Below are 19,732 nucleotides of genomic sequence, written 5' to 3' on the forward strand. Positions count from 1 at the left end.
GCCCGGGGGGCCCGGGCCGGAGGTCGCGCTGGTGGTGGTCGCGCCCCGGGACGGGCTCCAGGCGTGGGCGCCCGATCCGGCGACGGCCGCCGACTGGGTGGCGACGGGGACCCCGCACCTGTACGCGGGCGTGCTGGAGGGGACGGGGCTGGTCGGGCCGCTGGTGCTGCCGGGGGTGACGGCCTGCGCCGGGTGCATGGAGCGCGAGCGCGTCGGCCGGGATCCGGCCTGGCCGCGGATGCTGGTCCAGTGGCGGTCGGCGCACCGGCGCGGGGAGGGGGCCGCCTGCGATCTGGGGCTGTCCACGGCGGTGGCGGGGCTGGCCGCGGCCCACGCCCTGGCCTTCCTGGACGGGCGGCTGCCCGCCTCCGCCGGTGCCCGCTGGGAGGCCGCCCTGCCCGCCCTGCACTGGGAGCGCTCGGCGCCGGTCCCGCATCCGGACTGCCCGTGCGGGGCGGCCGTGCCGGCGCGGCCGGAAGCGGTGCGGTCGTGAGCGGCCTGACTCCCGCCGGATCCCCGCCAGGTACCCCGGTCCGGTGCGCGGGACGGCCATGGCAGGATGCGACGGGGGCCGAGCTGCGCCCCGAACCGCCGCTCGCGGCACAGCAGTCTGGGAACTGGAGGGACGCATGTCTGATCTTCCCCGGAAGGCGGTCACCCGTACGGTCAAGCTGGCCGCGCTGCCGCTCGGTATCGCGGGGCGGGCCACCTGGGGGCTGGGGAAGCGGATCGGCGGCAAGTCCGCCGAGATCGTGGCCCGGGAGCTCCAGCAGCGCACCGCCGAGCAGTTGTTCCGCACGCTCGGTGAGCTCAAGGGGGGTGCCATGAAGTTCGGGCAGGCCCTGTCGGTGTTCGAGTCGGCCCTTCCCGAGGAGGTCGTCGGCCCCTACCGGGCGGCGCTGACCAAGCTTCAGGAGGCGGCCCCTCCGCTGCCGGCGGCGCGGGTGCACCAGGTGCTGGCGGAGCGGCTCGGCGAGGACTGGCGCGAGCTGTTCGAGGAGTTCGAGGACAAGCCGGCCGCGGCCGCCTCGATCGGGCAGGTGCACCGGGCCGTGTGGCACGACGGGCGGCGGGTGGCGGTCAAGGTCCAGTACCCGGGGGCCGGTGAGGCGTTGCTGTCGGACCTCAAGCAGCTGGGCCGGTTCGCCGGACTGCTGGGACCGCTGATCCCGGGCATGGACGTCAAGCCGCTGATCACCGAGCTGCGCGACCGGGTCGCGGAGGAGCTGGACTACGAGCTGGAGGCCGAGGCCCAGCGGACGCACGCGGACGCCTTCGACGGGGACGACGACGTGCTCGTCCCGGACGTGGTGCACCAGGGCGACCAGGTTCTGGTGACCGAGTGGCTGGAGGGCACCCCGCTGTCGGAGGTGATCGCCGACGGCACCACCGAGGAGCGCGACCGCGCCGGCCAGTTGCTGACCCGGTTCCTCTTCTCCGGCCCCGCGCGCACCGGGCTGCTGCACGCCGATCCCCACCCGGGGAACTTCCGGCTCATAACCGGTGCGGACGGCCGGATGCGGCTGGGCGTGCTGGACTTCGGCACGGTGGACCGGCTGCCCGGCGGCTGGCCCAAGCCGATCGGCCGGTCGCTGCGGATGACCCTGGACGGGGACGCCGAGGGGGTCTACGGGCACCTGTGCGCCGAGGGGTTCGTGAAGGAGTCCATCGAACTCGACCCGGAGGCGGTGCTCGACTACCTCAAGCCGATCATCGAGCCGGCCGAGGCCGACGAGTTCACCTTCACCCGCTCGTGGCTGCGCGGCCAGGCGGCGCGGATCGCCGATCCCCGCTCGCCCGCCCACCAGTTGGGACGGCAGATCAACCTGCCGCCGTCCTACCTGCTGATCCACCGGGTGACGCTGAGCACCATCGGGGTGCTGTGCCAGCTGGGCGCGACGGTGCGGCTGCGGGACGAACTGGACGCCTGGCTGCCCGGGTTCGCCCCGGAGGACTGAGGCTCCGGCCGGGCCGGCCCGGGGTCACCACCAGGCGGAGTCGAGCCGGCCCTCGATCGCCCGGAGGTTGGCGCGCGCGCAGTCGACGCAGAAGTACTGTCTGGTCCCGTTCTCCACCGAGCAGGTCCAGGTGGGCGGGGCGCCGTTCGGGGAGCGGGCGCCGCAGCGCGCGCAGACGACGGACTGGTCCTCGGGTCCCGGCTTGGCGGCGGGGTGGGGAGTCGGCTGGTCCACCACCAGACGATATCCCCGAGGAGCCCGGGCGGGCCCCGCAACGCACCGGAGAGACCGGTCCGTTCGGACCGGTCCCTCCGGGGGCGCCGTCGCCGGCCGGGTTCGGCCGGCTCGGGCGGTGGTCAAGCCGCTGTCAAGCCGCTGTCGGGCCGTTCGCGCGCCGGGGTTCCGGCTCCGTGCGGACGGTCAGTGCATGACGGCCATGGCGAGCGCGCGCCGGGCGCGCAGCGAGACGCGCTCGGCCTTGCGCTGCATGCGCCGGGCGGCGACCAGGCGCACGGCGTGACGCTGGGCGTCCACCTCGCGCAGCCGGTCGTCCATATGCGCACGGGCGAGGGATTCTGGCATGAGTTGCATTTCGCGGGTCCTGTTCTGACGCGAGGTGATCGCGCCGGTGGTGATGAAGTCTGCGGTGGCGGAGCCGTTGGGCTGCTCGCTCGTGGTGGCGTGGGGGGACATGGGGGCCTGCTTCAGGGGGTCGTGCGTCAGGGGGCGGTCGATGGTTCCGGTGGCGGTCATGCCGCTGCGACCGGGTTCTTGCGCGGGCGGCCGCGGGGCCGCTTGCGGGCCACGACCACGCCCTGGACGAAGAGCTCTCCGCCCCAGACGCCCCAGGGCTCGCGGCGCTCCTTGGCGCCGGCGAGGCAGGCCTCGACCAGCGGGCAGGTGCCGCAGAGGGACTTGGCGTACTCGACGTCCGCCGGGGACTCGGCGAAGAAGACCTCGGGGTCGAAGGTGCGGCAGGGGACGGGGACGCCGAGGTTCTCGATGGCGTCGTCGAGCGCGGTGAGCGCGGTGAGGGGGGTCAAGGCGGGGTCCTCCGGGACTGCGGGCGGGGAGATCGTTTGGGTCTGCGGTACGGACGGGGCGTGCGCTTCGAGTTGCACGGTTGTCTCTTCCTCGTCTTGTTCGGCTAGTCGTTCCGGCCGGTCGGCCGGGTGGCGGCTGTGGTACCTGGTCTTGCCAGTCCCGAGGCCCCTTCGCTCCGTCAGCCCCGTTCGGGGACAAACAGAAGGGCCGCGGATCCCGGGTGGGGTTCCGCGGCCCTGAAGGCGCCGGCCTGATCATGAGATCAGGCTGGATCACTCCAGGGTTCGAGCCCGCGGAAGGCCCACATCAGGTGGTGCTGCGTCGTCGTCTGCTGCTGCTTGAATCCGGCACCGGCCGCGGCTGCGGGGCCATAGGCGGCGTGCGCCTGCTTGGCTCCTGCTACTGCCACCAGTGCCTTGGTCGGTCGTTCGTTGCGCTCGCTGACCGGGAGGGTCGCCAGCAGGGCGGGCTTGTCGGCGGAAATCGCGGACAGACCGGTGCCCCGGAGGGAGACGGAACCGAGCAGGCAGGAAGCGTCGACCGAGCGATCGGTCATTTTGGTGAAGGTCATGAAGCTGGTCACTGGTCTCGCCTCCTCTCGGCGTCTCGGGGACCCGGCCCCGGGGGGCCTGTCCCATGCGTATTCGGATAAGTACAGCACGGATCCCGGGCTTCGGAGAAGCCACCGTTTCCGTTGCTAAGAACCTATGGGGATTGGCTGGGCATGTGCAAACTATTTTTCCGACGAGTTTCTACGCGTCGTCAGGATCCTCGCCCGCGGGGTCCTGACCTGCGCAGATCGCCAGGACGTCGGCTCCGTACCGGTCGAGCTTGCGGCCGCCCACTCCAGAGATCATCGAGAGCTCGCCCGGCTCGGACGGCGCGGCCTCCGCGATGGCCATCAGCGTCTTGTCGGTGAAGACGCAGTACGCGGGCAGCCCCTGGAGCTTGGACTGGCCGGCCCGCCACTCGCGCAGCCGCTCGTAGAGGCCCTCGTCCATGTCGGAGGGGCAGTCCCCGCAGCGCATCAGCTTGATGTCGCCGGCCTCGGTCAGGGTGCGGCCGCAGACCCGGCACAGCACCGGTCCCCGGCTGCCGCGCCTGCGCACCCCGCGCTCGGCGGGCGCCGCCCCGGCCCCCGCCCGCGCCCCGGGGGCCGCGGAGCCCGGCCGCAGGCCGTTCAGGAAGCGGCTGGGGCGACGGGAGGCCCGGCCCCCCGGAGCCCGCGAGAGCGCCCAGGAGAGCGTCAGGTGCTGCCGCGCGCGGGTCACCCCGACGTACAGGAGCCGGCGCTCCTCCTCGACCTGCTCGTCGGTCTTGGCGTAGGTGATCGGCATCATGCCGTCGGTGAGGCCGACGAGGAACACCGCGTCCCACTCCAGGCCCTTCGCCGCGTGCAGCGAGGCGAGGGTGACGCCCTGGACCGTCGGAGCGTGCTGCGCGGCCTTGCGCTCCTCCAGTTCGACGGTGAGCTCGGGCAGGCCCGCGCCCGGCCGGGCGCGGGCGAAGTCCTCGGCGAGGCGGACCAGCGCGGCCAGGGACTCCCACTGGTCGCGCACGGCGCCGGAGCCGGCGGGCGGCTCGGCCGTCCAGCCGGTGGAGCTCAGCACGGCGCGGACCTGGGCGCCCAGCTCCACGACGTCCTCCAGCAGCGGGTCGTTCCCGGCGGAGCGGGCGGCTCCGCGCAGGGCGAGGACGGCCTTCTGGACCTCGGCCCGCTCGAAGAAGCGCTCGGCGCCGCGCAGCTGGTAGGGGACCCCGGCGTCGGCGAGGGCCTGCTCGTAGACCTCCGACTGGGCGTTGATGCGGAAGAGCACGGCGATCTCGCCGGCCGGGACTCCGGCGGCGATCAGGTCGCGGACCCGGCGGGCGACGCCCTCGGCCTCGGCGGGCTCGTCCGGGTACTCGGCGTAGGCGGGGTCGGGGCCGGGCTCGCGCTGGGAGATCAGCTCCAGCCGGTGCTCGGCGGCCCGGCCCTTCGCCTGGCTCAGCAGGCCGTTGGCGAGGTGGACCACCTGGGGGGTGGAACGGTAGTCGCGGACCAGCTTGACCACCGTCGCGTGGGGGTAGCGGGTGCGGAAGTTCAGCAGGTGGTCGGGGGTGGCGCCGGTGAAGGAGTAGATGGTCTGGCTGGCGTCGCCGACGACGCAGAGGTTGTCGCGCTCGCCGAGCCACAGCTCCAGCAGCCGCTGCTGGAGCGGGCTGACGTCCTGGTACTCGTCCACCACGAAGTGCTGGTACTGGGTGCGGATCTGCTCGGCGATGTCGTGCCGGTCCTGGAGGATGCCGACGGTGAGGAGCAGCACGTCCTCGAAGTCGATCATGCCGCGGTCGCGCTTGAGCTGCTCGTAGGTGCCGTAGATCTGGGCGATCTCGGCGGTGTCGCGGGGGGCCTCGCGGCCCGCCTTGAGGGCGGCGGCGGGGTAGTCGGCGGGGACGGTCTGGGTGACCTTGGCCCATTCGATCTCGCCGGTGACGTCGCGCAGCTCGCCCCGGTCGAGGCGGACGCGGCAGCGCGCCCCGGCCTCGGCCACGAACTGGATCTTGCGCTCCAGGAGCCGGGGGACGTCCCCGCCGACGGCCCTGGGCCAGAAGTACTGGAGCTGGCGCAGGGCGGCGGAGTGGAAGGTGCGGGCCTGGACCCCGCCGGCGCCCAGCGCGCGGAGCCGGCCGCGCATCTCCCCGGCGGCGCGGTTGGTGAAGGTGACGGCGAGCACGCTGGCGGGCATGAGCTGCCCGGAGCGGACCCCGTACGCGATCCGGTGGGTGATCGCGCGGGTCTTGCCCGTACCGGCTCCGGCCAGCACGCACACCGGGCCGCGCAGGGTCGTGGCGACCTCGCGCTGCTCCGGGTCGAGGCCCAGGAGCACGGCGTCGGCGTCGGCCGCGCCGGTACCCGGGCCGGCCGGGAACGAAGGGGGCTGCGTTGCTGCTGTCACCCCAACATGCTGCCAGGTCGGCCGGGGCGGGCGGGACATCCGTCCACAGGCCCGGTCGGGTTGTCGGATGGGTCATACCGGCCGGGGAACGGGAATGGCCCGGGGGCGGCGTACGTTCGAGTACTCGGACCGGGCGGGCTCCGGTCCCCCAGGCCTCACAGACCAGACCTCACAGAGGAGCGAGCATGCAGGACACGGGCACGGTCACGATGTACAGCACCACCTGGTGCGGCTACTGCCGCCGGCTGAAGACCCAGCTGGACCGGGAGGGGATCGCGTACAACGAGATCAACATCGAGCTCGACCCGGCGTCCGCCCAGTTCGTGGAGCAGGCCAACGGCGGCAACCAGACCGTCCCGACCGTGCTCGTGAAGTCCGCCGCCGGCAACGAGTCCGTCATGACGAACCCGAGCCTCGCGCAGGTCAAGCAGGCCCTCGCCGTCTGACCCCCGGGTACGCGGACACGCGGAAGGCCCCCGCCGAGGCGGGGGCCTTCCGCGTGTGACGAAGGTTACGCGGCCGGCGCGGGCTTCGGCAGCGGCCGCCCGTACCAGAGCTCGACGAGCCGGGCCGCGATCGAGATCCCCGACGGCGGGACGACCGCGCCGGACTCGAAGGCCTCGCGGAGCTCCTCGCGGGAGAACCAGCGGGCCTCCTGGATCTCCTCGCCGTCGACCGTGATCTCGGAGCTGACGGCCCGGGCGTTGAAGCCCAGCATCAGGCTGTACGGGAAGGGCCAGGGCTGGCTGGCGACGTACTCGACCTCGCCGATGCGCACGCCCGCCTCCTCCCACACCTCGCGGACCACGGCCGCCTCTATCGACTCGCCCGGCTCCACGAACCCGGCCAGGGTGGAGAAGCGGCCCTCGGGCCAGTGCACCTGGCGGCCGAGCAGCGCGCGGTCCTGCTCGTCGGTGACCAGCATGATCACCGCGGGGTCGGTGCGCGGGTAGTGCTCGGCGCCGCAGCCCGGGCAGCGGCGGATGTGCCCGGCGGCCGCGACGACCGTGCGCTCGCCGCAGCGGGAGCAGAAGCGGTGCATGCGCTGCCAGTTCTCCAGCGCCACCGCGTGCACCATCAGCCCGGCGTCGCGCGGGTTCAGCAGCAGCCCGGCCTCGCGCAGCCCGGCGGGGCGGGCCGACTGGTCCATGCGGCCCGGCAGGGAGTCCTTCTGCAGCGCGAAGTACCGTACGCCGTCCTCGTCGGTGCCCAGGAAGTACCGGTGGGTCTCGGTGGCCGGGGCCTCGAAGGCCGGGGTCATCACGATGCCGGTGCCGCCGTCGGGGGTGTCGTCGATCAGCACCTGGCCGCCGGAGACGACGAAGACGCGGGTCGTCGGGTGGCTCCAGGCGGCGGCGAGCCAGGCCTCGTCGAGGCGGTGGTGCGCGGCGCGGTCGATGTCGCTCGGCGCCGTGAGCGACAGTGGGCGCTCGGTGTGCGTGCTCACAGGTACTTCCAACTCCCCCGGTGGATGGGACAAGGCAGGCGTACGGACGTGGGTGCGTGCGGTCAGGCCGTGGTGGCGGCCGCCGCGGGCGTGGGCGGTGCCCAGTTCTCGGCGAGGTCGCCCCACAGGTGGGCGGCGGTCTCGACGCCCTTGAGGAGCAGGTCCAGCTCGACCTTCTCGTTCGGGGAGTGCCAGCCGTCGGAGGGGACGGAGATGCCGAGGAACAGCACGGGGGCGTCCAGGACGTCCTGGAGGTCGGCGGCCGGGCCGGAGCCGCCCTCGCGGGTGAAGCGGACCTGCTGCCCGAAGGCGCGGCCCATGGCCCGCACGACGGACTGGAGCGCCGGGTGGTCCAGCGGGGTCAGGCAGGGGCGGGTGGGCGCGCCGAAGGTGATGGAGTGCCGGATCCCGGCCGGGACGCGGGCCGCGACCCAGTCGCGCACGGCGGCCTCGACCTCGTACGGGTCCTGCCCCGAGACCAGCCGGAACGACAGCTTCAGGTGGGCGGAGGCGGGCACGATGGTCTTGCCGCCGGGGCCCTGGTAGCCGCCGCCGATGCCGTTGACCTCGGCGGTCGGGCGGGCCCAGACGCGCTCCAGGGTGGAGTAGCCGGCCTCGCCGGAGGCGGCGTGGGACTTGGCCGTGCGCAGCCACTCGGCCTCGTCGAAGGGCAGCTCCGAGATCAGCCGGCGCTCGGCGTCGGTGAGCTCGGTGATGTTGTCGTAGAAGCCGGGGATCGTGACCCGCTCGTCCTCGTCGTGCAGGGCCGCGACGATCCGGGCGGCGACGGTGGCCGGGTTGGGCACGGCCCCGCCGAAGGCGCCCGAGTGGATGTCCTGGTCGGGGCCGTGGAAGTCGATCTCGCAGTCGGCGACGCCGCGCATGCCGGTGCAGACGGTGGGGGTGGTCTCCGACCACATGCCGGTGTCGGAGACGATCACGACGTCGGCGGCGAGCTCGGCGGCGCGCGCCTCGACGAGCGCGCGGAAGTGCGGGGAGCCGGACTCCTCCTCGCCCTCGATGAGGAGCTTGAGGTGCACGGCGGGGGCCTCGGCGCCGGTGGCGGCGAGGTGGGCGCGCACGCCCAGGGTGTGGAAGAAGACCTGCCCCTTGTCGTCGGCGGCGCCGCGCCCGTACATCCGGCCGTCCTTGACGACGGGCTCGAAGGGCTCGGTGTGCCAGCCGTCGGCGAGGGCCGCGGGCTGGACGTCGTGGTGGCCGTAGACGAGGACGGTGGGGGCGGAGGGGTCGGCGGCGGGCCAGTGGGCGAAGACGGCGGGGGCTCCGGCCGTCTCCCAGACCCCGGTGACCGGGAAGCCGGTCTCCTTGAGCTTCGCGGCGAGCCATTCGGCGCTGCGGCGTACATCGCCCGCGTGCTCGGGCTGGGCCGACACGGACGGGATGCGCAGCCACTCGGCGAGGTCGTCGAGGAAGGCCGTGCGGTGGGTGTCGATGTACGTGCGGACGACGTTGTCCGGGGTTTCGCTCATGGCCACGAGCCTAGCCGTCCGCCTGGTGGACGCCGTCCGTGCCCGTTTCGCCTTGGAGGATCGCCTCAAGGCGCTCGCGTCCTGGCAGGTCGCGGGGGCGGATGACGCGGCCGCTGCGGACGTGGAGGAAGGCGGCGGAGACCCGGTCGAGGGGGGTGCCGGTGGCCTCCGCCCAGGCGAGCCGGTAGACGGCGAGCTGGAGGGGGTCGGCCTGGGTGGTGCGGCCGGTCTTCCAGTCGACGACCTCGTACGAGCCGTCGGGGTCGCGGTAGACGGCGTCGATCCGGCCGCGGATGACCCGGCCGGCGAGGGTGATCTGGACGGGGGCCTCCATCCGGTACGGGGTGCGCTCGGCGTACTCGCTGCGCTCGAAGGCGGCCTTGAGGGCTTCGAGGTCGGCGGCGTCGGCGATCTCCTGGTCGGTGCCGGGGAGGTCCGCGGCGGGGTCGAGGACGTCGAGGTGGGGCAGGGGCAGGGCGTCGAAGCGGGACTCGACCCAGGCGTGGAAGCGGGTGCCCTGGCGGGCGGCGGGCTGCGGGGGCTTGGGCATGGGGCGGGCGAGGTCGCGGACGAAGGCCTCCTCGTCGGCGGCGAGGCGCAGGAGCTGGCTCGCGGAGAGGGAACCGGGCAGCTCGACGTCGCGCACGGCGGCGCGGGCGCGCAGCAGCTCGCCCTCCAGGGCGTCGAGGTCACGGTCCCAGGAGGCGATGGCGCGGGCCTCTTCGGGGGTGAGCCGGTCGCCTGCGGCGGGCTGGGAGGGGTTCTCGGGCCCCGGCCCGGCGGAGGGCAGCACGACTTCGCCGGCCCAGAGGTCGTCCGCGGCGGGCTCGGGCCGGGGGCCGGAGTCCCCCACCCCGCCCCTTCCCGAAACCGGGGCTCCGCCCCGGACCCCGTCCGGGTCCGGCGCGGCTGCGCCGGCACGGCCCGTCGGGGCTTCGCCCCACGGGTCCACGGGCACGGCTTCGCCGGCCCAGAGGTCGTCGGCGGCGGGCGCGGCGGTGTCGGCGGGCGCGGTGGCGGTGGGTAGGGGGTCCGCCCAGGGGTCGGTGTCGGGCGGTTCGTCCTCGTAGGAGGGGTCCTCGCAGTGCGGGGGCCAGAGGTAGGCGGTGGCCGGGTCCGGGGCGGGGGGTGCCGGCGGGGTCGTCAGGTGGGATTCCACCAGGGCCGCCGCCTCGCGGCGGAGGGCGAGGGAGTGCGGGTCCAGGGGCAGGGGCCAGGAGTGGTCCGGGGTGGCGTCGGAGGCGAGGGCCGGGTTCTCCGCGTCGGGGGCCGGTTCGTCCGCCCAGGTCTCGATCTCGCCGTAGCCGCGCGCGCAGTGGTCGTGGAGGGCGGTCAGGAACGCGGACGGGCCCCGGCGGCGCTTCTGGGTCGGGCCCCACCAGTGGCCCGAGGCGAGGAGGAGGGAGCGGGGGCGGGTAAAGGTCACGTAGCCGAGGCGGAGCTCCTCCGTCTCCTTGTGGGACTTCAGGGCCGCCTTGAAGGACTTCAGGCCGCCCGAGGTCCACGCCGGGTCGGCGGGCAGGGTGGCGGCGTCGCCGCGCAGGGCGTACGGGAGCACCTTCGGGTACGCGGTCCAGGCCTCCGGGGCCTTCTCCTTGGGGAAGGAGCCCGCGCACAGGTCGGGGACGACCACCACGTCCCACTCCAGGCCCTTGGACTTGTGGGCGGTCAGGACCTTCACCGTGTTCTCCCCGCCGGGCAGAGCGTGGTCCAGGCCCTTCTCGTACTGAGCGGCCGTACGCAGGAAGCCCAGGAACGCCAGCAGGCCCGCCTCGCCGTCCAGCGCCGCGAAGCCGGCCGCGACGTCCAGGAAGCCGGACAGGGTCTCGCGGCGGCGGGCCGCGAGGGCGTGCGGGGAGGCGGAGAGCTCCACGTCCAGCCCGGTGGTGGACAGGACCCGGTGCAGGACGTCCATCAGCGGGTCGGACAGGGAGCGGCGCAGGTCGCGGAGCTCCTGGGCGAGGTGGGCGAAGCGGACCCGGGCGGCCGCGGAGAAGGGGAGCTCCGGGGTGGCCGAGCCGTCCAGGAAGGTCTCCAGGGCGTCGGCCAGGGAGACCACCTCGGCCGGGTCGACTCCCTCGACCGCGGCCGCGAGCCGCCCGTCGGGGCCGTCGGCGGCGCCGGGGCGGGCCACGAGCTGCCGGGCGAGGCGCCCCAGCAGGGCCAGGTCGCGGGCGCCGATCCGCCAGCGCGGGCCGATCAGGAGCCGGACCAGGGCGGCGTTGGCGCCGGGGTCCTGGAGCACCTCGCAGACCGAGACCAGGTCGGCGACCTCGGGCAGGTGCAGCAGGCCCGAGAGGCCCACGACCTCCACGGGCACGTCCCGGGCGACCAGGACCGCCTGGATGCTCGCGAAGTCGGCGGCGGAACGGCACAGGACGGCGATCTCGCCCGGTTCGCGGCCCGTGCGCACCAGGTGCGCCACCGAGTCGCCGAGCCACTCCAGCTCCTCGGCGTGGGTGGGCAGCAGGGCGCAGCGGACCAGGCCGTCGCGTTCGGCGCCGGGGGCGGGGCGCAGGGCCTCGACGCCCTCGTGCATGGCGCGCAGCGGGGCGGCGAGGCCGTTGGCGAGGTCCAGCAGGCGGCCGCCGCTGCGCCGGTTCTCGCTGAGGGACAGGCGGGTGGCGGGGCGGCCGTCGGCGTGCGGGAAGTGTTCCGGGAAGTCGTCCAGGTTGGCGACGGAGGCGCCGCGCCAGCCGTAGATGGCCTGGCAGGGGTCGCCGACGGCGGTCACGGCGTGCCCGGTGCCCCCGCCGAAGAGGCCGGACAGCAGGAGCCGCTGGGCGACGGAGGTGTCCTGGTACTCGTCGAGGAGGACGACGCGGAACTCCTCGCGCAGCAGGGAGCCGACCTCGGGGCGGGTGGTGGCCAGCCGCGCGGAGAGGGCTATCTGGTCGCCGAAGTCGAACAGGTCGCGGGTGCGCTTGGCCGCGCGGTAGCGGACGACGAGCTCCAGCAGCTCCAGGCGGCCGCGGACCGCCTCGGGGGCCTTGCGCAGGTCCTCGTTGGTGAGCTTGGCGTCGGCGAGGACGCCGAGGAGCTCCGTGTCATACGCGCGCAGCTCCGCCGGTTCGACCAGGTGCTCGGAGAGTTCCCCGTCGAGCGCGAGGAGGTCGCTGACCAGGTCGGGGACGGACTTGGTGAGGGCCGGGTAGGGGCCTGGGGCCTCGCGGAGCACCTTCGCGGCGAGCTGGAAGCGGGTGGCGTCGGCGAGGAGGCGGGCGCTGGGTTCCAGGCCGATGCGCAGGCCGTGATCCTTGAGGAGCTGGCCGGCGAAGGCGTGGTACGTGGAGATGCGGGGCTCGCCGCCGGCCGCGCCGGGGTCGGCCGGGGAGGGGTCCGGGTCGGTGACGCCGGCCCGCTCCAGGGCTTTGCGTACGCGTTCGGCGAGTTCACCGGCGGCCTTGTTGGTGAAGGTCAGGCCGAGGACCTGTTCGGGGGCGACGGCGCCGGTGCCGACGAGCCACACGACGCGGGCGGCCATCACGGTCGTCTTGCCGGAGCCGGCGCCGGCGACGATGACCTGGGGGGCGGGCGGAGCGGTGACGCAGGCCAGCTGTTCGGGCGTGAAGGGGATCCCGAGGAGCTCCTTGAGCTGCTCGGGGTCGTCGAGGACGGGGGCGCGCCCGGACGCGTACGCGGTCACCTCAAAAGGCTAGCCGCCCGCACCGACACTCCCGGCCGCCGTCTCATTCCACGGTCTGGCGGCCCTCGGGGAGGGCGCTGCAGGAGCTGCGGAAGGAGCAGCGCTTGCAGTGTTCGCCGGTGGCGGGTGCGAAGCGTTCGTCCAGGACCCGGCCGGCGGCGGTGGCCAGCAGGTCCCCGACCCAGGCGCCCGAGCTGCCCGCGGAGAGCGCCTCCTGCGCCTGGATCTTCGGGACCTCCTCGCCGCCGTCGCGCTTCGCGGCGCCCTGGCGGAGCTGGACGAGCTCGGCGCCGCCGGGTTCGGGGCGGCGGCCGTCGAAGACCTCGTCGACGGCTCCCTCGCGGACGGCGAGCTGGTAGACGGCGAGCTGGGGGTGGCGGGCGACCTCGTCGCGGGTGGGAGCGCCCTTGCCGGTCTTGAAGTCGACGACGTACGCGCGGCCCTGCGGGTCGGCCTCGACGCGGTCCATGGAGCCGCGGACGCGGACGGCGTACTCGCCGGCGTCGAGGGTGACGTCGAAGTCGTGCTCGGTGGCGACGGCGGTGCGGCCGCCGCGGTCGGTGGTGTGCCAGCGCAGGAAGCGTTCCAGGGCGGCGCGGGCGTTGTCCTTCTCCTGGCGGGACTTCCAGGGGGCGTCGAAGGCGAGGGCGTCCCAGACGGAGTCGAGGCGCTCCATGAGGACGGCGAGGTCGGCGGGGGTGCGGCCGGAGGCGACCTCGTCGGCGAGGACGTGGACGACGTTGCCGAAGCCCTGGGCGGCGGTGGAGGGGGCGTCGGCCTTGACCTCGCGGCCCAGGAACCACTGGAGGGAGCAGGTGTTGGCGAGCTGGTCCAGGGCGCTGCCGGAGAGGGTGACGGGCCGGTCGCGGTCGCGGAGGGGGACGGTGGCGGCGGTGGGCTCGTACAGGCCCCACCAGCGCTGCGGGTGCGCGGCGGGGACCAGGGGGCGGTCCTCGTCGTCGGTGAGCGCGGCGAGCCGGGCCAGGCGCCGGGCGGCGGCGTCGCGCAGGGCGGGCGAGGCGTCGGGGTCGACGGTGGTGGCGCGGAGCTCGGCGACCAGCGCGGGGACGGCGAGGGGGCGGCGGGGGCGGCCGGTGACGTCCTTGGGGGTGACGCCGAGTTCGGTGAGGAAGCGGGAGGGCTGGTCGCCGTCCTCGGCGGGGGCCTTGACGGCGGTGACGACGAGGCGGTGGCGGGCGCGGGTCGCGGCCACGTAGAACAGCCGGCGCTCCTCGGCGAGGAGGGCGCCGGGGGTGAGGGGTTCGGCGAGGCCGTCGCGGCCGATGCGGTCGGCTTCCAGGAGGGAGCCGCGGCGGCGCAGGTCGGGCCAGACCCCTTCCTGGACCCCGGCGACGACGACGAGGCCCCACTCCAGGCCCTTGGAGCGGTGGGCGGTCATCAGGCGGACGGCGTCGGAGCCGGCCGTCCGGCCGGTGAGGGTGTCGGCGGCGATGTCCTCGGCTTCGAGCTGCTCCAGGAAGTTGAGGGCGCCGCGGCCGCCGGTGCGCTCCTCGGCGCGGGCGGCGTTGTCGAAGAGGGCGCAGACGGCGTCGAGGTCGCGGTCGGCGTTGCGGCCGGCCGGGCCGCCGCGGCGGGCCTGGCGTTCGAGGCGCTGCGGCCAGGGGGTGCCGTCCCAGAGGGTCCAGAGGGCCTCTTCGGCGGTGCCGCCGCCCTGGAGGAGCTCGCGGGCCTTGCGCAGGAGCAGGCCGAGGCGCTGCGCGCCGCGGGCGTACGCGGGGTCGTGCGCGGTGAGGCGTTCGGGCTCGGCGAGGACACGGGCCAGCAGGACGTCGGAGGGCGCGGGTACGGAGACCCCGGCGGCCCGCTCCTCGTCCCGCAGGGCCCGCCCGAGGCGGCGCAGGTCGGCGGCGTCCATCCCGCCGAGCGGCGAGGAGAGCAACTCGATGGCGGCCTCGACCCCGACCCACCCTTCGCCTCCGGCGGTTCCGGGGGCGGGGGCGGCTTCGCCGGGGGCGGCGGCGTCGGGGTCCGGCTCGGCGGCCGGCAGGGCGGGGGCGGCGGGCGCGGGGGCATCCGCCGTGGCCGGCGACACCGGCGCGGCGGTCGGCAGGAGGGCGGGGCCCGGCTCCGTGGCCGGACCGGCGGTGTCCTGCCCGTCGGCGGCCGTCGGCCCCGCGCCCTGCGGGGCGCCGGCGCCCGGGCCACCGTCCGGCAGGTCGGCGTGGTCGGCGGCACCCGGGCCGGCGTCGGGCAAGTCGGCGGGGTCGGTGGCGGCCCGCGCCCCTTCCGGGAGGGTCGCGGCTGCCGTGGCCGTCGTGCGGAGGGCAGTCAGGAGGGGGGCTATCGCCGGTTCGTGGCGCAGGGCCATCGCCGTGGCGTCCGTCTCCGCCGGGACGCCCGCCGCGATCAGGGCGCGGCGCATCGCCGGGAGGGTGCGGCCGCCCGAGCGGACCAGGACCGCCATGTCCCCCCAGGGGACGCCGTCCTCCAGATGGGCCCGGCGCAGCAGGTCGGCGATGTTGTCCAGCTCGGCCCCGGCCGTCGGGTACGTGTACACCTCGACCCGGCCGCCGTCCCGGACGGGGGCGAGGTCGCGGTGGGCCCGTACGGCGGCGGCGGGCAGGCGCGGGACCGGCATGCGGGTGGTCAGCAGGCGGGTGGCGGCCAGCAGGTTCGCGCCCGAGCGGCGGCCGACGGTGAGGGCGCGGACCCGGGCGCCGGGGAAGGCGGTCTCGAAGTCGAGGGTGTTGTTGATGTCGGCGCCCCGGAAGGCGTAGATCGACTGGTCCGGGTCGCCGAAGGCGACGAGCGTGCCCGCCGGGCCGTTGAGCGCGCGCAGCAGCCGCAGCTGGGAGGCGTCCGTGTCCTGGTACTCGTCCACGTAGATCACGTCGTAGGAGGAGGCCAGGGACGGGGTCTCCTCGGCGAGGAGGACGGCGCGGTGGACGAGCTCGGCGTAGTCCAGGGAGCCCTGGAGGTCCAGGACGTCGAGGTACTCGGAGAGGAAGGCGGCCGCCGCCTTCCAGTCGGGGCGGCCGATGCGGTCGGCGAACGCGGCGAGGGCGCGCGGCCCCAGGCCCAGCTCGCGGGCGCGGGCCAGGACGGCGCGCACCTCGTCCGCGAAGCCGCGCGTGGTCAGCGCGGCCCTCAGGTCCTCGGGCCAGCGGATGGAGCGCAGCCGGCGCTGGCCCTCCAGCAGGGTGCGGACCATCACGTCCTGCTCCGGTCCGGACAGCAGGCGCAGCGGGTCCGCGAAGAGCTCGTGGTCCTGGTGGGCGCGGACCAGGCCGTAGCAGAAGGAGTGGAAGGTGGTGGCCTGCGGGGCGCGGGCGCCGCCGAGCCGCAGGGCGGCGCGGTCGCGCAGTTCGACGGCGGCCTTGCGGCTGAAGGTGAGGATCAGGACGCGGGCCGGGTCCGTCCCGGCCTCGACGCGGGCGGCGGCCGCCTCGACGAGGGTGGTGGTCTTTCCGGTGCCGGGGCCGGCGAGGACGAGCAGGGGTCCGGCGGTGTGATCAACCACCGCCCGCTGGGCCGCGTCCAGAACAGGGGGGGCCACCTGCCGCGGGCCGGTGCGCACCAGGCGGTACGCGTCGGGCGTACGCGTACGCCGCTCCGTGCGGCCGGGAGGAGAGGTGATCACGTGGGGTGCCGGTCCTGGTGGGTCTGCGGGTGCTGTCAGCGGGACGGCCGGCGCGGGCGCCGAAGCCGAAGAGGCAACGCTACGGCAACCGGCCGGGCGGCCGCAGTCCCTCGCGGCGGGCCCGGGCGTCGACCCGGGGGCCCCGTGGGCCGTCCCCCGTACGGGCCTGCGGGCGCCCGTACGGATTCCGGATGGCCGAAGCTGTCAGATGTGACCCTCGTCGCCTCCGGCGCCCTCCCCGTGCCCGTCCCAGCGTGCCCGCCGCATCGCCAGCCGCGGCTCGCCGGAGGGGGTCTCGCGCAGCGGGGTGCCCTCGGCGCGGTAGTGCTCCAGGGCCCGCCGCTCGTGGCCGGGCAGGGGGACGCCGTCGGCGCGCACCACCCGCCACCAGGGCACGGCTCCTCCGTACAGGGCCATGACGCGCCCGACTTGGCGGGGTCCGCCCTCGCCGAGCCACTCGGCGACGTCCCCGTACGTCATCACCCGGCCGGGCGGAATCCGCTCGGCCGCCTCCAGTACCCGCTCCGCGTACGCGGGCAGTTCTCCGCTCATTCGGCCCATGGTGCCGGATGCCGCGGACCCCTCGCCGGAAGCTTCGGTTCCATACCGGCGCGCACCCTGATGCCCCGCGGGGGCGCCCGTCCGTGCCACCATCTTCCGGGCGGTGACTGGTGATACGTGATCAAGAAGAGACGGAAGTGACGGCGAAGGAGCGGGGTGTGAGCCCTCCGGACGGCGCGGGAGCGGGCGAGGGAGCCCGCCCGCACAACGACGCGCCCGACGGGGATCCCGCACGCCCCGGGGAGCCCGCCGCGGACACCGGCGGGGACGCGCACGCGCGGCCCGGCCCCCACGATCCACACCCCGACGACCCGCCCGGCCACACCCCGACGGCGGCGGACACCGTGGAGGTCGACGAGCCGCTGCTCGCCGCCCGCGTGCACCGCCCCTCCGACCTCGTACGCCTCCTCGTCGGCATCCTCGGCATCGCCGTCGTGCTCGGCATCGCCGCCTTCGCGCACGGCACGACGGTGGGCCTGGAGGCCGACATCAGCAAGGGCACCGGCCAGGCGCCCGACGTGCTGATCAAGGTCGCGGGGCTGGTGTCGAGCATCGCGGTGCTCCTCGTCCCCGTCGCCTTCGCCATCGAACGGCTGATCAAACGCGACGGGCTGCGCATCGCCGACGGCGTCCTCGCCGCCGTCCTCGCGCACGGGGTGACCCTCGCCACCGACCTGTGGGTCTCCCAGGGCGCCGCCGACACCATCCAGGAGGCGCTGACCCGGTCCGCCGGCGACGGGGCGCTCACCGACCCGGTGCACGGGTACCTCGCGCCCGTGATCGCGTACATGACGGCCGTCGGGATGACCCGGCGGCCGCGCTGGCGGGTCGCGCTGTGGGTGGTGCTGCTGCTGGACGCCTTCGCGATGCTGGTCGGCGGCTACACCACGCCGTTCTCGATCATCCTGACGGTGCTGATCGGCTGGAGCGTCGCGTACGGGACCCTGTACGCGGTCGGCTCGCCGAACGTCCGCCCCACCGGGCAGCACCTCCTCGCCGGACTGCGCCGGGTCGGCTTCCAGCCGGTCAGCGCGATGCGCGCGGAGGCCCCCGACGGGGACACCGCCGAGACCGGCGACCGGGGCCGGCGCTACCACGTCACGCTGGAGGACGGCCCGCCGCTGGACGTCACCGTCGTGGACCGCGAGCAGCAGGCGCAGGGGTTCTTCTACCGGGTCTGGCGGCGGCTGACCCTGCGCGGGATCACCACCCGGCGCAGCATCCAGTCGCTGCGCCAGGCCCTGGAGCAGGAGGCCCTGCTCGCGTACGCGGCGATCGCGGCCGGGGCGAACGCCCCGAAGCTGATCGCCACCTCCGAGCTGGGACCGGACGCCGTGATGCTCGTCTACGAGCACCTGGGCGGGCGCACCCTGGACGCCCTCCCCGACGAGGAGATCACCGACGAGCTGACCCGCAACGCGTGGGAGCAGGTCCGGGCCCTCCAGTCGCGCCGGATCGCGCACCGCCGGCTCACGGGGGACGCGTTGGTGGTGGATCGTTCCGGCAAGGTCGTCCTCACGGACCTGCGGGGCGGTGAGATCGCGGCCGGAGACCTCGTGCTGCGGATGGACGTCGCCCAGCTGCTGACCACCCTCGGCCTGCGGGTCGGGGCGGAGCGTTCGGTGGCCTCGGCGGTGTCGGTGCTGGGGCCGGACACGGTCGCGGACTGCCTGCCGCTGCTCCAGCCGATCGCGCTGAGCCGCTCCACCCGGGCCACGCTGCGCCGGCTGGCCCGGGAGCGGGCCGACCGGCAGCGGGAGGCCGTACTGGAGTCCTCGCGGGTGGCGAAGGCGGCCCGCGAGGCGGCGTCCGGGACGGCCGGGGCCTCCGGGACCTCGGCGGCCGCGGAGCGCAAGGCGGAGAAGAAGGCGCTGGACGACGCGCTGGAGGGGGCGCGGGAGGAGGACCTGCTCAGCCAGATCCGCCGGCAGGTGCTGCTGATCCGCCCGCAGGCCCCGGTGGAGCCGGCCCGGCTGGAGCGGATCCGGCCGCGGACGCTGGTCTCGTTCATCGCGGGCGCGTTCGGCGCGTACTTCCTGCTGACGCAGCTGGCCCACGTGGACTTCGCGACGATCGTCGGCCAGGCCCAGTGGGGCTGGGTGGGGGCCGCGCTGGCCTTCTCGGCGCTCACCTACGTGGCGGCCGCGATGAGCCTGCTGGGCTTCGTGCCCGAGCGGGTGTCCTTCCTGCGGACGGTGATCGCGCAGGTGGCCGGCTCCTTCGTGAAGCTGGTCGCCCCGGCGGCGGTCGGCGGTGTCGCGCTGAACACGCGGTTCCTGCAGCGGGCGGGGGTGCGGCCGGGGCTGGCGGTGGCGAGCGTGGGTGCCTCGCAGCTGTTCGGGCTGGCCAGCCACATCCTGCTGCTGCTGTCCTTCGGCTACCTGACGGGGACGGAGAAGACCCCGGAGATGACCCCGTCGAGGACGGTCATCGCGGGTCTGCTGACGGTCGCGGTGCTGGTGCTGGTGGTGACGGCGGTGCCGTTCCTGCGGAAGTTCGTGGTGACGCGGGTGCGGGCGCTGTTCGCCGGTGTGGTGCCGCGCATGCTGGACGTGCTCCAGCGGCCGCAGAAGCTGATGACGGGCATCGGCGGGATGCTGCTGCTGACCGGCTGCTTCGTGATGTGCCTGGACGCCTCGATCCGCGCCTTCGGGGGCGGGGCGGCGCTGAGCTACGCGAGCATCGCGGTGGTCTTCCTCGCGGGCAACGCGCTGGGCTCGGCGGCGCCGACGCCCGGCGGCATCGGCGCGGTGGAGACGACGCTGACGCTGGGGCTGATCGCGGCCGGGCTGGAGAAGGAGGTGGCGATCTCCGCGGTGCTGCTGTTCCGGTTGATGACGTTCTGGCTGCCGGTGCTGCCGGGCTGGGTCTCGTTCAATTACCTGACCCGGAAGCAGGCCATTTAGTCTCTCCCCGCCCCGCCCTTTCACCGTTTCCACCTCAATCGCCGGCGGGGCTACAAGATGCGCCTCAATCGCCGGCGGGGCTACAAGATGCGCCTCAAACGCCGGCGGGGCTGGAATTTCGCTGCGCGAGATCCAGCCCG

At 74.9% G+C, this 19,732-nt stretch carries 13 protein-coding genes and 1 pseudogene; 4 read left to right on the plus strand and 10 right to left on the minus strand.

What is annotated here, in order from left to right:
• Positions 1-493 (plus strand): annotated as a pseudogene (locus tag AB0O29_RS21395) (ThiF family adenylyltransferase); the annotation flags it as partial.
• 136 nt (positions 494-629) lie between these two features.
• Positions 630-1,958 (plus strand): AarF/ABC1/UbiB kinase family protein, encoded by a 1,329-nt coding sequence (locus AB0O29_RS21400; protein WP_365153618.1) that lies wholly within the window; start codon positions 630-632, stop codon positions 1,956-1,958.
• Between the two features lie 24 nt (positions 1,959-1,982).
• Here the strand turns inward: AB0O29_RS21400 and AB0O29_RS21405 are convergent, their stop codons facing one another.
• The 5 genes from AB0O29_RS21405 to AB0O29_RS21425 all read right to left on the minus strand — a co-directional run bounded on the left by AB0O29_RS21405 (position 1,983) and on the right by AB0O29_RS21425 (position 5,980).
• On the minus strand, positions 1,983-2,192 hold the full coding sequence (locus AB0O29_RS21405; RefSeq protein WP_365153620.1) for a hypothetical protein: 210 nt from the start codon (positions 2,190-2,192) through the stop codon (positions 1,983-1,985).
• Positions 2,193-2,378: 186 nt separating this feature from the next.
• Positions 2,379-2,711 carry a hypothetical protein gene (locus tag AB0O29_RS21410; RefSeq protein WP_365153622.1) on the minus strand — a complete coding sequence of 111 codons (333 nt, stop codon included), beginning with the start codon at positions 2,709-2,711 and terminating at the stop codon, positions 2,379-2,381.
• The gene (locus AB0O29_RS21415) at positions 2,708-3,079 is read right to left on the minus strand and encodes a WhiB family transcriptional regulator (protein ID WP_351879426.1); all 372 of its coding nucleotides are present in this window, start codon (positions 3,077-3,079) and stop codon (positions 2,708-2,710) included. Before AB0O29_RS21415 ends, AB0O29_RS21410 begins: the two co-directional genes overlap by 4 nt.
• A gap of 185 nt (positions 3,080-3,264) precedes the next feature.
• Complete coding sequence (locus AB0O29_RS21420; protein ID WP_365153657.1) at positions 3,265-3,573, minus strand: hypothetical protein; 309 nt, start codon at positions 3,571-3,573, stop codon at positions 3,265-3,267.
• 181 nt (positions 3,574-3,754) lie between these two features.
• Positions 3,755-5,980: an ATP-dependent DNA helicase UvrD2 gene (locus tag AB0O29_RS21425; protein WP_365153625.1), complete on the minus strand. Its 2,226-nt coding sequence runs from the start codon at positions 5,978-5,980 to the stop codon at positions 3,755-3,757.
• Positions 5,981-6,126: 146 nt separating this feature from the next.
• Between AB0O29_RS21425 and AB0O29_RS21430 the strand changes: the two genes are divergently transcribed.
• Positions 6,127-6,387, plus strand: coding sequence for a mycoredoxin (locus AB0O29_RS21430; protein WP_344164720.1), 261 nt, complete (start codon positions 6,127-6,129; stop codon positions 6,385-6,387).
• A gap of 65 nt (positions 6,388-6,452) precedes the next feature.
• On the opposite strand, the gene nudC is transcribed toward AB0O29_RS21430, so the two are convergent.
• The 5 genes from nudC to AB0O29_RS21455 form a co-directional block, all read right to left on the minus strand.
• Entirely contained in the window at positions 6,453-7,400 is a 948-nt protein-coding gene (gene nudC / locus AB0O29_RS21435) for an NAD(+) diphosphatase (protein ID WP_365153627.1), read from the minus strand.
• Between the two features lie 50 nt (positions 7,401-7,450).
• On the minus strand, positions 7,451-8,878 hold the full coding sequence (locus AB0O29_RS21440) for a dipeptidase (protein WP_365153629.1): 1,428 nt from the start codon (positions 8,876-8,878) through the stop codon (positions 7,451-7,453).
• Between the two features lie 10 nt (positions 8,879-8,888).
• Positions 8,889-12,524, minus strand: a complete 3,636-nt coding sequence (locus AB0O29_RS21445) for a UvrD-helicase domain-containing protein (protein ID WP_365153630.1) — start codon at positions 12,522-12,524, stop codon at positions 8,889-8,891.
• 43 nt (positions 12,525-12,567) lie between these two features.
• On the minus strand, positions 12,568-16,122 hold the full coding sequence (locus AB0O29_RS21450; RefSeq protein ID WP_365153659.1) for an ATP-dependent DNA helicase: 3,555 nt from the start codon (positions 16,120-16,122) through the stop codon (positions 12,568-12,570).
• Between the two features lie 207 nt (positions 16,123-16,329).
• Positions 16,330-16,686, minus strand: a complete 357-nt coding sequence (locus AB0O29_RS21455; RefSeq protein ID WP_365153632.1) for an MGMT family protein — start codon at positions 16,684-16,686, stop codon at positions 16,330-16,332.
• A gap of 110 nt (positions 16,687-16,796) precedes the next feature.
• Here AB0O29_RS21455 and AB0O29_RS21460 point away from each other — a divergent pair, with 110 nt between their 5' ends.
• Positions 16,797-19,592, plus strand: a complete 2,796-nt coding sequence (locus AB0O29_RS21460; protein ID WP_365153633.1) for a lysylphosphatidylglycerol synthase transmembrane domain-containing protein — start codon at positions 16,797-16,799, stop codon at positions 19,590-19,592.
• The last annotated feature ends 140 nt before the right edge of the window (positions 19,593-19,732 follow it).

The organism is Streptomyces sp. NPDC089915, assembly GCF_040684675.1.
Taxonomy (GTDB): Bacteria; Actinomycetota; Actinomycetes; order Streptomycetales; family Streptomycetaceae; genus Streptomyces.